This window comes from Pedobacter sp. B4-66, from assembly GCF_018492665.1.
GTDB lineage: Bacteria > Bacteroidota > Bacteroidia > Sphingobacteriales > Sphingobacteriaceae > Pedobacter.
Genome location: NZ_JAFVME010000006.1, coordinates 41,316 through 57,883 on the forward strand (window position 1 = coordinate 41,316; position 16,568 = coordinate 57,883).

17 protein-coding genes are annotated in these 16,568 nt (G+C 37.9%); 6 read left to right on the plus strand and 11 right to left on the minus strand.

Annotation, left to right across the window (positions count from 1 at the left end):
- Positions 1–41 precede the first annotated feature (41 nt).
- Positions 42–1,463, minus strand: coding sequence for a Gfo/Idh/MocA family protein (locus J1905_RS11940; RefSeq protein ID WP_214227477.1), 1,422 nt, complete (start codon positions 1,461–1,463; stop codon positions 42–44).
- A gap of 243 nt (positions 1,464–1,706) precedes the next feature.
- On the opposite strand from J1905_RS11940, the gene J1905_RS11945 reads away from it, so the two are divergent.
- From J1905_RS11945 to J1905_RS11955, 3 genes are all read left to right on the plus strand, one after another.
- Positions 1,707–2,687 (plus strand): helix-turn-helix transcriptional regulator, encoded by a 981-nt coding sequence (locus J1905_RS11945; RefSeq protein WP_214227478.1) that lies wholly within the window; start codon positions 1,707–1,709, stop codon positions 2,685–2,687.
- 2 nt (positions 2,688–2,689) lie between these two features.
- A complete protein-coding gene (locus J1905_RS11950) occupies positions 2,690–3,694 on the plus strand; it encodes a helix-turn-helix transcriptional regulator (RefSeq protein WP_214227479.1) in 1,005 nt (334 codons plus the stop codon).
- A 123-nt stretch (positions 3,695–3,817) separates the two neighbouring features.
- Complete coding sequence (locus tag J1905_RS11955) at positions 3,818–4,294, plus strand: hypothetical protein (protein ID WP_214227480.1); 477 nt, start codon at positions 3,818–3,820, stop codon at positions 4,292–4,294.
- 89 nt (positions 4,295–4,383) lie between these two features.
- On the opposite strand, the gene J1905_RS11960 is transcribed toward J1905_RS11955, so the two are convergent.
- The 7 genes from J1905_RS11960 to J1905_RS23605 all read right to left on the minus strand — a co-directional run bounded on the left by J1905_RS11960 (position 4,384) and on the right by J1905_RS23605 (position 8,121).
- Positions 4,384–4,578 carry a hypothetical protein gene (locus J1905_RS11960; protein ID WP_214227481.1) on the minus strand — a complete coding sequence of 65 codons (195 nt, stop codon included), beginning with the start codon at positions 4,576–4,578 and terminating at the stop codon, positions 4,384–4,386.
- A 122-nt stretch (positions 4,579–4,700) separates the two neighbouring features.
- Positions 4,701–5,339 carry an SCO family protein gene (locus tag J1905_RS11965; protein WP_214227482.1) on the minus strand — a complete coding sequence of 213 codons (639 nt, stop codon included), beginning with the start codon at positions 5,337–5,339 and terminating at the stop codon, positions 4,701–4,703.
- Positions 5,339–5,785: a hypothetical protein gene (locus J1905_RS11970; RefSeq protein ID WP_214227483.1), complete on the minus strand. Its 447-nt coding sequence runs from the start codon at positions 5,783–5,785 to the stop codon at positions 5,339–5,341. The genes J1905_RS11965 and J1905_RS11970 overlap by 1 nt, the downstream gene beginning before the upstream one ends.
- A gap of 195 nt (positions 5,786–5,980) precedes the next feature.
- A complete protein-coding gene (locus J1905_RS11975) occupies positions 5,981–6,352 on the minus strand; it encodes a hypothetical protein (RefSeq protein WP_214227484.1) in 372 nt (123 codons plus the stop codon).
- A gap of 41 nt (positions 6,353–6,393) precedes the next feature.
- Positions 6,394–6,780: an acyl-CoA thioesterase gene (locus J1905_RS11980; protein ID WP_173094267.1), complete on the minus strand. Its 387-nt coding sequence runs from the start codon at positions 6,778–6,780 to the stop codon at positions 6,394–6,396.
- Positions 6,780–7,793: a beta-ketoacyl-ACP synthase III gene (locus tag J1905_RS11985; protein WP_214227485.1), complete on the minus strand. Its 1,014-nt coding sequence runs from the start codon at positions 7,791–7,793 to the stop codon at positions 6,780–6,782. The genes J1905_RS11980 and J1905_RS11985 overlap by 1 nt, the downstream gene beginning before the upstream one ends.
- Before the next feature lie 175 nt (positions 7,794–7,968).
- The gene (locus J1905_RS23605) at positions 7,969–8,121 is read right to left on the minus strand and encodes a hypothetical protein (protein ID WP_250318083.1); all 153 of its coding nucleotides are present in this window, start codon (positions 8,119–8,121) and stop codon (positions 7,969–7,971) included.
- Positions 8,122–8,350: 229 nt separating this feature from the next.
- On the opposite strand from J1905_RS23605, the gene J1905_RS11995 reads away from it, so the two are divergent.
- Positions 8,351–9,004, plus strand: a complete 654-nt coding sequence (locus tag J1905_RS11995; RefSeq protein ID WP_214227486.1) for an SCO family protein — start codon at positions 8,351–8,353, stop codon at positions 9,002–9,004.
- A gap of 2 nt (positions 9,005–9,006) precedes the next feature.
- Positions 9,007–9,429 (plus strand): c-type cytochrome, encoded by a 423-nt coding sequence (locus J1905_RS12000; protein ID WP_214227487.1) that lies wholly within the window; start codon positions 9,007–9,009, stop codon positions 9,427–9,429.
- 73 nt (positions 9,430–9,502) lie between these two features.
- On the opposite strand, the gene J1905_RS12005 is transcribed toward J1905_RS12000, so the two are convergent.
- The 3 genes from J1905_RS12005 to J1905_RS12015 form a co-directional block, all read right to left on the minus strand.
- Positions 9,503–11,152 (minus strand): glycoside hydrolase family 32 protein, encoded by a 1,650-nt coding sequence (locus J1905_RS12005; RefSeq protein ID WP_214227488.1) that lies wholly within the window; start codon positions 11,150–11,152, stop codon positions 9,503–9,505.
- A gap of 76 nt (positions 11,153–11,228) precedes the next feature.
- Positions 11,229–12,146, minus strand: a complete 918-nt coding sequence (locus J1905_RS12010; protein WP_214227489.1) for a carbohydrate kinase family protein — start codon at positions 12,144–12,146, stop codon at positions 11,229–11,231.
- Between the two features lie 10 nt (positions 12,147–12,156).
- On the minus strand, positions 12,157–13,524 hold the full coding sequence (locus J1905_RS12015) for a sugar porter family MFS transporter (RefSeq protein WP_284445105.1): 1,368 nt from the start codon (positions 13,522–13,524) through the stop codon (positions 12,157–12,159).
- Positions 13,525–13,775: 251 nt separating this feature from the next.
- Here J1905_RS12015 and J1905_RS12020 point away from each other — a divergent pair, with 251 nt between their 5' ends.
- A complete protein-coding gene (locus J1905_RS12020) occupies positions 13,776–16,568 on the plus strand; it encodes a substrate-binding domain-containing protein (RefSeq protein ID WP_214227491.1) in 2,793 nt (930 codons plus the stop codon).

A 16,568-nucleotide genomic window follows, 5' to 3' on the forward strand; every position in this document is an offset into this window, starting at 1 on the left:
TCATCCTGAAATAAACCTTTTTTAGACACCCAATGTATTTATTAAATATTAGGTAATTCCCAACCTTCTCTGCGTGGCAATTTCACAAACTGATTTGCCTCGTCAAAATTGGTTATTTTCATTGCTTTAGCATCCCAAAGGAGTCTTTTCCTTCCTGCATTACCTTCTATATTCCAGCTTCTGATTGCAAGATTACCAATCAGAATGCTTTCAGTAAATGGACCTGCATATTCAAAGTTAGAGCTGGTTTTGCTTTTACCATACCCTTCTAAACAAGCATTTACCCATTGCTGATAATGTCCTTCAGGTACACGTGCAATTGTTTGCTTAGGCATAGTGGTCGTTTTCATCAATTTCGAAGGCAACAGACGAGGATTTGCACCATAGCAATCCACAATCATTTTACTTTTTGTACCGATGAAAAGTGCACCACCATCGCTAGCTCCAAAAGCCTCTCCCGGCAACAACTCATCCGGTAATTTTGGAAGTAAACCTCCATCATACCATGATACATCTATAGTTCCTTTGTTATCCTTACGAGGGTATTTTAAATGAATGATTGAAGCTGCAGGGAACCCTTCAGGGTATTTAGCCTCTTTACCATCAGGACTCCAGCTGGTTGGAATACTACATTCTACTTCTGTAGGGAAGTCAATTGGTAAAAGGCGGAATACCGGATCCATCATATGGCAGGCCATATCTCCTAGTGCACCCGTTCCAAAAGCATTAAATCCGCGCCAGTTCCAAGGCATATAAGCGGGGTTATAATCTCTGTATTTTGCAGGACCTAACCATAAATCCCAATCCACGTCCTTAGGAGTTTCAAATTTACCCGAAGGCGTTGGTAAGCCCTGTGGCCATATAGGTCTATTTGTCCAAACCTGCACCGTGTGAACATCACCTAATAATCCGGCATTATGTATTTCCATTGCCTGACGAACCCCATCACTCGAACCACCCTGATTTCCCATCTGAGTAATCACCTTAAACCTTTTAGCAGCAGTAGCTAATAAGCGAGCCTCATGAATATCATGAGTTAACGGTTTTTGAGTATATACATGTTTACCCAATTGCATAGCAGATATTGTAGCAATTGCATGGATATGATCGGGTGTAGAAATTGAACATGCATCAATATTGTTCTTTTCTTTATCCAGCATCTCTCTAAAATCTTTATAATATTTTGCCTTAGGGAAACGTTTACGCGAGGTAGCCGCCTGTCGATCATCTACATCGCATAGACCAACAATATTAACTTTAGGATTTTTTGCAAATTCGCTGAGGTCGCTTTCACCCTTACCACCAACGCCAATGCCGGCAATATTAAGTTTATCACTTGGAGCAATAAAGCCCTTGCCAAGCACATGGCGTGGCACAATCATGAAACTTCCTGCAACTATAGAAGCGCTTTTAATAAAGTTCCTTCTGGATGCATCATTTGTGTTTGATTTTTTTACTGTCATTATATTTGGTTTGGTTTATTGCAATCTATACAAAGCATTCTATCTATTTGATAAAAAGCACTTCAATTTGTGATCGATGTTAAAACAGTAGAAATATACAAAGATCAGCCTTAAAATAACATTATGTATTTGTTACGTTACATTAAAAAACTTGCGTAGTGCTTTAGTCTTCAAGTATCTCTACACGTAAATTAATAACTATTTCTTATAAAGTTATAATTAAGGTATATTTATCAATATTGGATGAAGGAAGTTACACATGAATATGGTATAGAATTGTTCTGGAAAAACAACCTGGCAGAACAACTAGATGGCTATGTGGATGGCAATTACCTCCGCATACCTCAGGAAATCCATAGTGGAACTCGTTATGTATTACCCATTAGCCCTTTCACCACTGTCTTAATAATAGACGTAACCTACAACCAACCTGTAACCTTTCATCAACGAAATACCAAAGATGATTTTATAGGTGTTTACTTTAATCTTACCGAAGGAGAAGCATTTCATGTACTTGATGAGGTTTCAAGACCAGTAGGCCGATGGAACTACAATCTTGCCATTATGGACAGCAGTCTTGATGCCGACTACATCATTCAAGAGGGTAGCAAAACCTACATGATCTCCATTTTCATAGCCAAAACAGCATTTAAAGCTTATCTTGGAAAGCTACCTCAGTTTAAAGAAATACTTGATGAAGTTTTCGATAGCAAAAAAAACACCTTCATAAGGTATGAAAGAATGACCAATGAAGCTTGGTGGCTAATTGAAGAATTGCGCAAGATAGATATGGATGATCCTTTATATGATGTATTTCTGAAAGGCACCGTATATGCATTAATGGCAAACTACATGGATCAGATTGCCAACCAGGAAATCCTGATTGAAAAAGTTGTAAAAGAAGACCTAACTGCAATCATCAGCTCACAATCTACCTTACTCAACCTTATTACAGAACCATTTCCCGGCATATCTTCACTTGCAAATACGGCATGCATGTCCGAAACCAGATATAAAACGTTGTTTAAGAAAATAACCGGACTCAGTCCGAATGCTTTCTTCCTGATTAATAAACTATCCTCTGCAAAACAAATACTCGAAAACGGTGAAGTAACCATAGGAGAAGTTTCAGCACAGTTTAATTTTGCAACCCCATCACATTTCGCTGAGCTTTTTAAAAATGCATACGGTATAGCACCAAAAGATCACCTTAGCTATTTCTAATTATGTCAGCTCCTGTTCTTCATATCAAGCATTATTACGCGTTAGCCCCTCATTGGCAGCAACCAATGGCAAATGATTTGGGTGCCGAACTTATTGAAGAGAAATTACTGGAACTACCTAAAAACATAGGCCAGGGCGGATCTTATTTTCTAGAAATAATGCCTGGACTTTCCTTGCTTTTAGCTGATGTAACCTTCCATACCCCCATTACGTTTACTCGACTAGCTACTACAGATCATTTCTATCTGGCATATTACGACCTTAGCGATGAAATTAGTAGTCATATTGTTGAAGGCACTGATCATAAAATTGGTTACCGCTCAAAACTTGGAATGGGTTTTATGGATAGTCAAACCGAAAGCACACTCATCCCTACCCTTAATGAAAGGTATTACAGTCTTAGGCTTTTTATGAGTAAAGAACTTTTAATCTCCTTGATGGGAAATAGTAAACCTCAGAATATAATAGAAGCACTATTTGACGAGACAAAAAACACATTATTCTTTTATAGTCATATAGACAGCAGCACCCGCCTCTTGTTAAAAGAGTTAAAAGAAAGATCCTTTAACGATCCTTCTTTTGAGTTGCATGCTAAAGGAACTGCCCTCAAAATTTTAACGCACCTGATACGACGAGCAAGAAACTTTGAACCCATCATTCAAAAGCTATCATCATCAGATACCACGGCAATATTAAATACCAGTCAGTATCTACTGGATAATTTACCATTAGATTTTCCGGGTGTAACCTTCCTTGCTGAAATGGCAGGAATGTCTGAATCTAAATATAAAAAGCTTTTTACCAAGATTGTAAAAAGAAGTCCTAAGAATTTCTTTTTAGAAGAAAAACTGTTGCTTGCACAGAATTTACTCCAAAGCGGCAACTTTGATTCCATACGTGAGGTAGCCTTAGAAGTTGGCTATAGCAAACCCGGATATTTCTCTGAAGCCTATAAAAAGGCATTTGGCACACTTCCCCAAGAAGTTTTTATTAAAACGACCAATTAACCTTTCTGTCTTAATCCGTTAGCATTAAACCTTTTTCTGGCAGCCTTGCCAGCAGGGCCACTGTACCTTTGTATCAACAAAAAAAATATAAACAGTAATCAATAAAACATTAATTAGAAAGTTATGAAAATGAATGCAAAAAAAATGTTAGCCATAGTTGCTTTAGCTCTTCCGGTATTATTTACAGCTTGTAAAAAAGATAAAGATGCTACTCCTCAACCTGAAAATGCTATAACCAATGTAAAATTTGCTTATAAAAGTGATGTCTTAAGTACAAAATCTGCTGACACCAACGGCGTTGATCTAAGCAAAGCGACCAGATTAAAAATAGTGTATGGAGTAAAAGAAGGTAATATTAATCTGCCTTACTATAAAGAAGCCGAATTAATCCTTTCGTCAACAACAGGAAAAGCTACTACTATAGACCAAAAAATCTTCACATTTAAAGCAGGTACAATTTTAACTATAAAATCAGCTACCCTAATAGATGCAACAGGAAAAACAATAGCTATTGCACCTGCAGATGAATTTAAAGTAAGCAGTCCAGAGGGAACAATAGTAATGGAGCGCGAATACACTGTAACCAAACTCGAAAGATAATAAGCATAGCAATTCTTAATACGTTAGCCTGTGCTTTAAAATTAAAGCACAGGCTTTCTAAGCGATGCACATTTCTCTATAACCTCAAGCTACTTATACTTCTCAAGAATCTGCTCTAACTCTTCCAATGATTCCCGAAGTAGATCCGCGGTTGTCAATACAGTTACAACTTTACTCACATGAAGTATATTGATCTCATGAACCATTCTTAAAAGTTCTTCCTGCTTAAATTCAAGCCGGGCTTTAAACTCAATTAATTCATTTTCAAGTTCAACATTTAGCATGAGAGTCTGGTTTTAATATAAAGATAAAGAATTCTCTAATAATCTTTACCTACAAGCAACTTTATTTCTCAAAATAGTAAAGGCCCACCTATTACTGCAGGCCTTTACCAAATGAAATACCCCTATCGTTTGTATTCACTTAAAAGGATATCCATATCTCCCATAAGCTTCTCTACATCAACATCATTAGTACCATCATAAACACCTCTAATGCGCTTCTCCTTATCAACAAGTGTTAGAAAGCCCCCATGAACAAAACCACCCGGAGCTTGCTTGTCTTCCTGAGCTGCAGCTAAATAATTACGTTCAGCAAGACCATAAATTTCATCTCTCGATCCCCATAAATACTCCCATTGCGTCCCTTTAATTCCAAGTTTATCAGCATATGCTTTCATTCTTGAAGGCGTATCATATTTTACATCAATGGTATGAGAAGCAAGTTTTACTTCAGGATTTCCTTCATATTTTTTGTAAATCTTAAGCAAATTGCGGTGCATAACAGGACAAATTGTAGGACAAGAAGTAAAAAAGAAATCTGCCACATAAATTATCCCATCAAAATTCTTCTCAGTTACTACAGCACTATCCTGATTTAATAGCTTAAACGGAGGAATAGTTTTATATGTAGTATCCGCAACTGTTTTCCCGTCAACTACCTTATCGGAGATTTCCATTTGTAAAAAAGGCAATCGCTTAGTTTCATTCTTACAACCTAAGGCAAACAACCCAAATCCCAAGGCTATCAAAAGTAAATTCCTCATTACTTCTTGAATTTATTTAAGTACTCATCAGACAACTTAATTTCCTGCTTATACAAGCTATCAATAACCTCAATCTTCTTCCGCTCATCCTTAAAATACTGTACAGCTACTTCGTTTGATTTACCAGTTACATCAGGCTCAAACTTGTGCATCCAGTCATTCATTTCGTCCTCTGCCTTACTTAAATCCTTAACCATAGCCAGAATAGCTTCTTTTTCTTTTACCGTATCAAGATCAGGGAACTTAGTTTTTAACCCACTAAGGTTCTTTAGTAAAGTATCCAATTTCATTTGATTGCCCACAAGCACACTGTGATCACCCATTACTACATCATGAAACTTCATTACTTCATCACGAACAGCTTTATAATCCGTTGTGTCCTTATTTTGCTGTGTACACGCAGCAGCTATTAATGCTATAAAAGCGATAACTAGTATTCTTTTCATTTTTTAAATATTAAAATCTACAACTCACCAAAACACCTATCAACAAGGTATCAAGGACTCCTAACCTAAACCTACGCTCAAAACTGGCGCCCAATCAGTCTGCACCCAATTGTCCCGTAAATTCACCTTCTCAGAAAAGGCCTAGGAATCATTGCGCTTCTTCAGCGCATTTATTCCAGACTTTGAAGAGAACGGTTAATTTAGCTGTGGCGGATGAAATATAGAATTTTTAATATTCTGCGGTATCCCTGTAGAAAAAGGTATATGGAATTTAACTTCCGCAAATGAATACTGCTTAAAAACCAGAGGCTTCACTATCAAAGCGTCCTGTATCTGTGTTTTCTGCGACTGCCGTTCCTGCTTTTGTTCTTTGTCCTGTGCCTGCTTTAACTTTTTCATTAAATAGCACTTACCATTACAATGCATTTCCGGTTTATCTCTGTTTTCGCAGAGTTCTGTGGCAATATATTTCTGATTTACTTCAAAACCCATAAACACAAATAGATTCGAGCAATTTGCACTAAGCAAACTAAACAAAAGTAATATGGTTATGGGTTTTAATAGCATTTCGCGACAAATGTAAGCATCGTAAACGACGATTCATTTATCTACTTTAATATAGATGTCGGTTTTTTATTTTCGTCTATTGCTACAAACGAAAACTCTCCCGTTACTGCCTTTTCCCTATGATCAGAATACATCTGCTCAATAAAAATCTCGACATTAACCTTAAGGCTAGTATTACCGATATGACTTACCCTACCAACAAGTTCCACAATTGTACCTGCCGGAATTGGTTTTTTAAAGTCTATCCTATCACTACTAACCGTTACCATGATTTGTCTGCTAAAACGGGTAGCAGTAATAAAAGCTACCTCATCCATCATGTGCATAGCAGTACCACCAAATAACGTATCGTAATGATTGGTTGTATTTGGAAATACGGCTTTGAAAATTCTAGTTTCCGAAGCCGTAATTTTATCTTCTAATGTCATTAATTCGATTGTTTGTTTCTTAGGTTACCCCATTTCAAATAAGTAGCTCCCCATGAAAAACCGGCACCAAATGCGGTTAACATTAATTTGTCGCCATATTTAAAATCATCTTTAAAGTCCCATAAACACAAGGGAATAGTTGCAGCGGTTGTGTTACCGTATCTATCGATATTAACCTTAACCTGATCTTCAGATAACCCAAGATAATCACCAACAGATTGGATGATTCTTAAATTAGCCTGATGTGGGATTAAGAAATTAATTTGTGAACTTTCAAGATCGTTAGACTTCAAAACCTTATTACAAGTATCTGTCATACCTTGAATTGCCGCCTTAAATACCACACGGCCATCCTGACGAACGTAATGTAATTTATCATCAAGGGTTTGTTGCGAAGCTGGATGTTTAGATCCTCCGGCAGTAACAATTAAATTCTCTTTACCAGTACCATCTGTCCTAAAATAGCTATCCATCAAACCAACAGGCTCTTCAGTTTGTTCCAATAAAACCGCTCCGGCACCGTCTCCAAAAAGGATACAGGTATTGCGATCAGTATAATTAATTATAGAACTATTTTTATCAGCGCCAATAACAACAACTTTTTTACAGCGACCGCTTTCAATCATACTTGAACCGAGAGTTAGTGCATATAAAAAACCGCTACAAGCAGCATTGGTATCAATACCCCATGCATTCTTTAGACCCGCTTTTTCACAAACCATACTCCCTGTGGATACCATTACGTAATCTGGAGTAGAGGTGGAAACAATAACACAATCAATTTCATCTGGATCTACATTTCCATCTTCCATCAATCTTTTCAAGGCATAAGTAGCCATGTCGGATGTAGCAATATTTGGATCATTTACTATTCTTCTCTCCTTTATCCCGGTTCTGGCAACAATCCACTCGCTATTGGTATCTACCATCTTTTCAAGGTCATGGTTACTTAAAATAGTGTCCGGAACATAACCCCCAACCGCGGTAATCACCGCATTTTTCCTTATTCTCATTTATGTTTATGTAATTCTGTAAAAAGGGGCAGGCGCAAAACCTGCCTCTTTTTTCTACAAAGTTACGGCTTCTTCTACATATTCCCGCAGTACTTTTGCAGCTGCGGCCATTTCTATTAAAGCTTTTTTTTGTTTCATCCCAATGTCTGGTCTTTAAACCGCAGTCTGGATTCACTCAAAGTTGGCCTGCCGGGGTAACAGATTTCGCTTTTCCAAGCAATAAAACCATCTCATCTTTGCTCGGAACACGTGGTGAATGAATATCATAAACCCCTGATCCTATTTCATTTGGAAACTTAAAAACAGCAAAAGCATCCAATAGTTCCATTTGCGACCTTGAACATTCTAAGGGTAAAAACCTTTTGTGTTATTTACAGTTGCGCGACAGTTTGTGATTTACACAAGATTCCCTATTAATCTACAATTAAGTAAAACCTTTCCGGTTGATGAAGAATTAAAGTAAAGAACTTATAAGCTGCAGACTTACATTTTATTACCCACACATTACATATTATTTTTTGAGTAGTGTACCTTTGCACTATTCTAAAAGCACTGTTATGAAATTAAACCGATCAATTCTTTCCGCATTTTTATTTGGTACTGTAATGTTTCTGGCCTCTTGCCAGGATCAAAAAAAGCTTCCTATTTTAGGTCCAAGAGAAGCCGCAACAATTAAAAATGCAGATGGCTCAACCACGGTTGACACGGTTTATAAAACCATCCCAGCTTTCAGCTTTTTAAATCAAGATAGCACCTTAATCAACAACGATACTTTTAAAGATAAAATCTACATCGCCGACTTCTTTTTCACGTCTTGCACAACAATATGCCCTACCATGCACCGTAGCATGAAAACCATATTTGATAAATATAAAGACAATCCCGATGTAATGTTCCTTTCGCATACCATTGATTTCAAATACGATCATCCTTCAGTTTTAAAGAAATATGCACAAAAATTAGGCGTGGATGGCCCGAAATGGCAGTTTGCTTACGGTTCCAAAGACAGCATCTATAAAATTGCTGAAAAGGATTATCTAGTTGCAGTAATTGAAGATAGCACAGCTAAAGAAGGATATGTACACCAGGGCTGGCTAATTTTAATTGACAAACAAAAACGCATCCGTGGAGCTTACGATGGCACCAACCCAGAGCAAGTTGCCCAATTAACCAAAGATATTCCTGTTTTACTTGCTGAAGATAAGAAGTAACCATGCGTAAACTAATATTAAGTACATTATTTTTGGTTACAATTGCAATGATGGTTTATTCTTGCCAAAGTTCAGATCAGCTAAAGCACGATATTTACTATGCAAACGGTCGTGATCTATATATTAAGCATTGCCAAAACTGTCATGGTTCAAAAGGAGAAGGATTAAATGAATTAGCACCTCCGCTTACGGATACTGTTTTCCTAAAGGAAAACAAGCAGAAGTTAGCTTGTTTTATAAAGAACGGAGCATCAGGACCGATTACGGTAAATGGCAAGAAATATGATGGCAAAATGCCTGATTTTGCTACGTTAGCTAATATAGATATTGCACAGATAGTGGTTTACATCACCAACACTTATGGCAATAAGCAAGGCATGTACAGCCCAGAGCAAATAGCAGAAGATTTAAAGAACTGCGAATAACATACTCAAAGCAAAAGGCCCTGCAGGTAAATAATTTACCCGCAGGGCCTTTTGCTTAATAAAAAACACTAATCTACTTCCAAATAGATTTAACCGAATACACCTCTAAGTTTTTAATATCAATATTGTTCCCCCAGAAATGAAAGCCTTCTTTATTATCCGAATTAGGTTTTCTTTCCATAGAATAAGAATAGGCACCACCATCAATAAACACCTCTATAGACGTCCTATCTACATAAATATCTGCTGTTAACTCCATACTAGTCATATCTGACGGCGAATAGAAAACACCATTAATCGTGTTATTATTCATGTCGTAATCAATAACCCGCTGACCAAATAAGTTAAACCCTGCACTGGTAGCATGCGACAACTTAAATGTGGTTTTAATACGAATCTTATCAGCGTTGTAAAACTCTTTAAGCTTCTGATTCGCATCATCAGATTTCAAACCAGTCCATTGATTTGTACGATCAAACAATTGAGAAGTCTCACTTACAGGCATATTATACAACCTAATTCCGTTTTTCGTAGCATGAAGCTTAAGCTCCGTAGGCAATAACATCATGTTGTTAAAAGCCATACCAGGTTGCGCTACTCTACCCCATCCTATCTGAATGCGTCGGCCGTCACTTTCCGGGATGTTCGAATAAGTCTGAGCCGCATAAATAGATCCCGTAGTATATAAAAGCTTCCCTGTTTCAGGAGTAAAAACTTTCCCATCAAATGAACCAAGCATATAAGTACCTGATGCACCATACATCACCCATTTGGTCTTATTTTTATCCCCATCAATAGGTAATTCAAAAAGATCAGGACATTCCCAAAATCCGGTAACATGACTTTCAAACTTCCAATCCTTTAAGTTATTTGAATTGTAAATAGAATGACCATCGCGCTCATTCAAAACCATTACCCAATGCTTACCTGGCTTATACCAAAAAACCTTAGGGTCACGCGTATCCTTACTGTTCCATTTCTCTTTAGAATCTATAACAGGATTCTTTTCATATTTAGTCCATGTACGACCTTTATCTAAGCTGTAGGCAACACATTGAATCTGTTTATCCGGATTATCAGCGGTATAAAAAGCAACCATTGCAGGCGTTTTTCCTTTATTGAAACCAGCTGTGTTGTCATAATCCATCACGGCCGATCCAGAAAACATAGTACCTAACTTATCAGGATGCAAAGCTACAGGAAGCTCATCCCAATGTGTAAGATCCTTACTCACAGCATGTCCCCACGACATATTTTCCCATTCTCTCTCATAAGGATTATGCTGATAAAACAAGTGATACTCACCCTCGTAATAAATCAATCCATTTGGATCATTAACCCACCCTCTTCTTGTTGTGAAATGGAATTGAGGGCGGTTTTTCTCATGATAAAGTGAATCCTGACCAGCAATCTTATCATCCTGATAAATTTTGCTAAGCCCTGCCGCATCACCGTCATAGCTTATTTTAATGGTCTTCCCTTTAAATGCAGATACGTCGCTAAAAACCCAGTATTCAGGTTCGCCAGGCGCTAATCTTATTTTAAATGAGCGTTCTTGTTTACCTCCTATTTCAAATGTCATTGTTCCTCTTTCCTGACGTTGAGATATAGGAAAGTTCAAGTATTTCTTGGTTATCTTAATCGAGATATCAGCTGCGAAAATAGAAATACTGCAGCAAAGCATTAGCCCTGTCGTAAATACGGCCTTTAACGTTGATTTCATTATTTGGTTCTTTAGGTTAATTTGTATGTTTCTGTAATTATAATATTTTAAATTCATTACACCCTTCAAAAAAGAGCTATTTAAGGTTAAATATTTGATCTCTAAACTGAATATACTCAGCAATATCATACGGGGGGCAGCCTCCCTTTTTGGTAGCAATAAAACCACCCATTGCTATCGCTTTCATTAATATATCTTTAGGCTGATCTTTCTGGTAATGACTAGCAATAAAAGCAGCCAGAAAAGAATCACCACTGCCAATCGTGTCGGTTACTTTTATCTCGTTGCCCCAAATGTGATGCTCCTCATCTTTTTTGTAATACGACGCACCAAACTCTCCTTTAGTAACCACGATTTCTGGAACATTAAACCGGTTTTGGATAAACTTAACCATCTGTGGTTCTCCCTCAAATGAACCGCGGAACATGGTCTGTACCATACTCAACTCAGCTTCATTAAACTTTACGATATCTGCTTTAGTTAATAGTTTCTCTAACAAAGAATGATTAATAAAAGGCGGACGAATATTGATATCAAATACCTTTATCGCATCAGTATCCAATAATTCAATCAAGGTATTTCTTGATACGTCATTTCTGGAAGCCAGACTACCATAAACAAAATACTTAGCCGATTTTAATTGCTCCTTTAATTTATTTGCTTCATCAATAAAATCCCAGGCAACCGGAAAAACAATCTCATAAGTCACCTCATTTCCATTGTTCATTCTAGCCAGTACTTCGCTGGTAGCGTGTCCTTTATCAGTTTGCAAAAAGCTCTTGTTAATACCCCAGTTATCCATCAATTCTTCCAGCTTATGCCCATTGTTGTCATCACCAATCCGACTAATCAAGCCAGATGCTATACCCAATTTATTGAGGTGATAAGCCACATTTAAAGGCGCGCCACCCGGCTGAGGGCCATCAGGTAAAACGTCCCAAAGTATTTCTCCATAGCACACTGCTTCTGCTGTTAAAGATGTTTCTTGTTTCATAGTTTAGAATTTAATGTAAAACAATATTTTCGCCAATACTCTCTAATGATTTTCCTTTCGTTTCCGGCATAAAGCGCCATACAAATAACAATTGTAAAACCATCATGGCGCCAAAAAAGCTAAAAGTTGCGGCACCACCAAAAGTTTCGGCAAAATAAGGAAAGTAAAAAGCAACCAGCGCAGCCATTACCCAGTGTGTAGAGCTACCAAGGGTTTGCCCTTTGGCCCTCACCTGATTTGGGAATATTTCTGAAATAAACACCCAAATAACAGCTCCCTGAGAAAATGCAAAAAAGGCAATAAATACCATCATATAAATGGGAATGGCCATGCCACTAAAGCGCTCGGTATGAAATGTAAAGGCGACTAAAAATAAGGAAACGATAAGGCCAAAAGACCCAATCAGCATTAATACACGGCGACCAACCTTATCTATAAAATTTAAAGCCAATAATGTAAAGGCGAAATTGATTAACCCGATGCCAACTGTAGATAACAGCGAAGAATGTGCGCCAAGTCCAGCCATTTCAAATATCCTCGGTGCGTAATAAATAATGGCATTAATACCCGACACCTGATTAAAAAACGCAAACAACACCGCAAATATCACTGGTTTTGAATATTGACCAGAGAACAAGCTTTCACTACTTTTTGATGATTCCCCTAATTTTGTTTCAGATCTTTTAATTGAAGCCAACTCTTCCTCGCAGTTCAGCGGATTAATAATTCTTAATATCTCCAGCGCCTTTTCAGTAGCTCCTTTTTTAAGGATTAGCCAACGAGGACTTTCCGGAATAAACTTAATTAATATCAAGAACACTAAAGATGGAGCAGCTTGTACGCCTAACATCCAACGCCAGGATGATTCTCCGCCCTGACTGATCAGATAGTTAGAAAGGTAAGAGATCAAAATTCCCAATACCACATTAAATTGAAACAGTCCTACTAAACGACCACGTCTATCAGCCGGCGAAATCTCCGATATATAAATTGGTGCCGTAACTGAAGATGTACCTACGCCCAGGCCACCCAAAAACCTGAATACCAGAAAAACATACCAATTATCAGCCATTGCAGTTCCTAAAGAGGAAAGCAGATAAACCACAGCAACAAAATACAAAGTGTTTTTACGACCAAACTTATCGGACGGTCGGGAACCGAGCAATGAGCCTATCACAGTTCCTATTAAAGCTATTGAAATGGTTAGCCCATGTTCAAATACTGAAAGGTTCCAATATTGTTGTATTGCTTTTTCGGCACCTGATATCACTGCGGTATCAAAGCCAAATAAAAACCCGCCTAATGCTACTACTATCGACCAGGCCAGTACTGAATTCTTTTTCATGAAGTTCGATTTACAAATGGTTAAGGATTGCAAATTAGAGGCAAATGACAGGTAGGTGTTATGAATTTTACATCAAATTCATTAAAAAACAGAACACCTTTAAAACAACTGAATACCAACAAGTTAAAAACAGCAAATAAACACTTTTATTTAGATGTTAAATTTTGTTACACAATTCTTTAACTCAGGTTACACCTTACAAAGCACCCCATACTGCCAAATTTTAAAATGAGGTATATAATTTATAGCTTTAATGGCTCCCACTAATTTTTATAGCCCTTATAATGATCAATCCCTTCAGTTTTAAATACCTTTTCAAATGCCAGATTACATTGCTGCTGGTATTTGCATTGGGAGTAATTTTAACCTTACAGGGCTGCTCAGATAAAAAGGAAACAAGGGAATATAAGATTGGCTTCTCGCAATGTGTTGGCTCCGATTTGTGGCGTAAAACGATGCTCGATGAAATGAAAACAGAGCTTTCTTTACACCCTGGCACAAAACTGAGCTATGCCGATGCCGATAACAGCAGCAGCAAGCAAATAGAGCAGGTAAAGGAAATGATTAGCGAAGGTGTAGATTTGCTAGTCATTTCGCCAAACGAAGCCCTACCACTCACTAAAATCGTTGAAGAGACCTACAATAAAGGGATTCCGGTAATCGTTATCGACCGTAAAACTTCATCGCCACTTTATACAGCTTATGTTGGTGCAGAGAATTATCAGGTAGGTAAAATAGCAGGAGAATATTTGGCCAATAGCCTAAAAGGATCAGGAAATGTTGTAGAGGTAATGGGCTTGCCTGGCTCCTCTCCGGCTATTGAGCGCGACAGAGGCTTTATGGATGCGCTTAAGGAGCATCCCGAAATTAAAGTAACCGCGCAGTTTTATGGCGACTGGCTAGGGCCAAACACAGAAACACAACTACTAAAAAACCAAGATAAGCTTAAAAATATTGACGCCATATTTGCGCATAATGATGTAATGGCTACGAGTGCAAGAAAGGTGCTTAAACAACTTAACCTGAGCAATAGCATAAAGGTAATTGGGGTTGATGCCTTGCCCGGAAATGGCGGTGGCCTAAATCTGGTGAGCAACAAAACACTAACTGCCAGTGTACTTTACCCTACCGGAGGTAAAGAAGCAATTAACATTGCCATGAGAATCCTGAACAAGGAATCCTTTTCAAAAGAAAACATCCTGCAAACTGTAGTAATTGACAGCAGCAATGTGCAATTAATGAAGCTTCAGTGGGATAGAATAAACAGTCAGCAAAGCGATATAGAGCGTCAGCAGACCTTACTTGCAGATCAATTTAAAGTTTACAACAGTCAAAGGCTGGTACTTAATTTCATTGTAATCACGCTAGTATTAGCCGTAGTATTTGGAGGACTCGCCTTTCACGCTTTACTTGAAAACAGGAAAATCAATAAGAGCCTAGAGCTAAAAAATGCAGAGATCTTAAATCAGCGAAACCAGCTAATAGAGATGTCGGAAAAGGCTCAGGCAGCAACCGAAGCCAAACTCAATTTCTTCACCAACATCTCTCACGAGTTCAGAACACCACTAACGCTAATCCTATCCCCTCTTGAAGACCTACTTAAAAACGAAAAAGTAAAAGCAACGGCGGGCAATAACCTTACGCTGATCTACAAAAACGTTTACAGGCTACTGAGGTTGGTAAACCAATTGATGGACTACCGAAAAATAGAGCACAAGCAGTTTAAACTACATGCAACGGCCAATAACCTAATAGATTTTGTAAAGGAAATTCTGGATAGCTTTAAACACAGCGCCGAGAAACGCAATATAGACCTGAGGCTAGTGGTTAAAGAAAGTCCGGGAGTAGTTTGGTTTGACGTAAACATCCTTGACAAGGTGATATTTAACCTGCTAAGCAATGCCTTAAAATTTACCAGCGATAATGGCAGAATCTACATTACCATAAGCAAAACCAACAACACAGTTAATATTGAGGTAGAAGACAACGGTGTGGGCATGACAAACACCGAACTTGAACATATTTTTGAGCAGTTCTATCAATCAGACCTCAATTACAGCAGGGGTTCTGGCTTAGGCTTATCTCTTTCTAAAGAATTGATTCTGTTACATCAAGGAAACATTGCAGTAAGCAGTAAAAAATGGCAGGGAACTACATTTACCATAACATTGCAATTGGGAGATAGCCACCTTACAGAGGAAGAGAAACTAGTACAAGAGCAACAAGGTGCTATGCTGTACGATCAGATAAAAATATACACTACCGAACATGATCATGCTGCAATCAAAGAAAAGGACCGCGCATTTGAGCACATTAAAGATCAATCGGTATTAATTATAGAGGACAATCAGGACCTGCTAAATTACTTAACCGAAAAATTTGAGGCAGATTACGAAGTATTTACCGCTTCTACAGGCACCAATGGACTAGCCGAAGCTTATGAAAAAATCCCAGATCTAATTATTACCGATGTTGTAGTACCTGGCATATCGGGCAAAAACCTAACCCAGCAACTCAAATCGGATATCCGAACCTCACACATTCCAATTATACTATTAACAGCCCAAGGCAGCATAGAACAGCAGGTAAACGGTATACAGAGCATGGCAGACGTGTACATTACCAAGCCTTTTAACTTCGAATACCTGCAAGCCAACGTAGAAAACCTGATTAAGAACAGAGTTATTTTAAAAGAGCACTACACCAGCGACATCTCCTCGTCAGGCGTTAAAAAATCGACCAACCTGATTGACAAGAAGTTCTTAAACGACTTTGCCGGAATTGTAGAGCACAACCTAAGCAATGAGCATTTCAGCGTAGATGACATCGGTAAGGCCATAGGCATATCCAGAGTTCAACTATACCGTAAAGTTAAGGCGCTATTAAACTGCAGTATAACAGATTACATTTTAAACCGACGACTTAAAAAGGCTAAGTACTTACTAAGTAACGAAGAATATTCTATTTCAGAAATCACTTATATGGTCGGCATATCATCCCCTACTTATTTCTCTACCATATTTAAAAACAAGTATGGGATGACACCAACTGAATACAAAAAGACCAAAAATCAATAA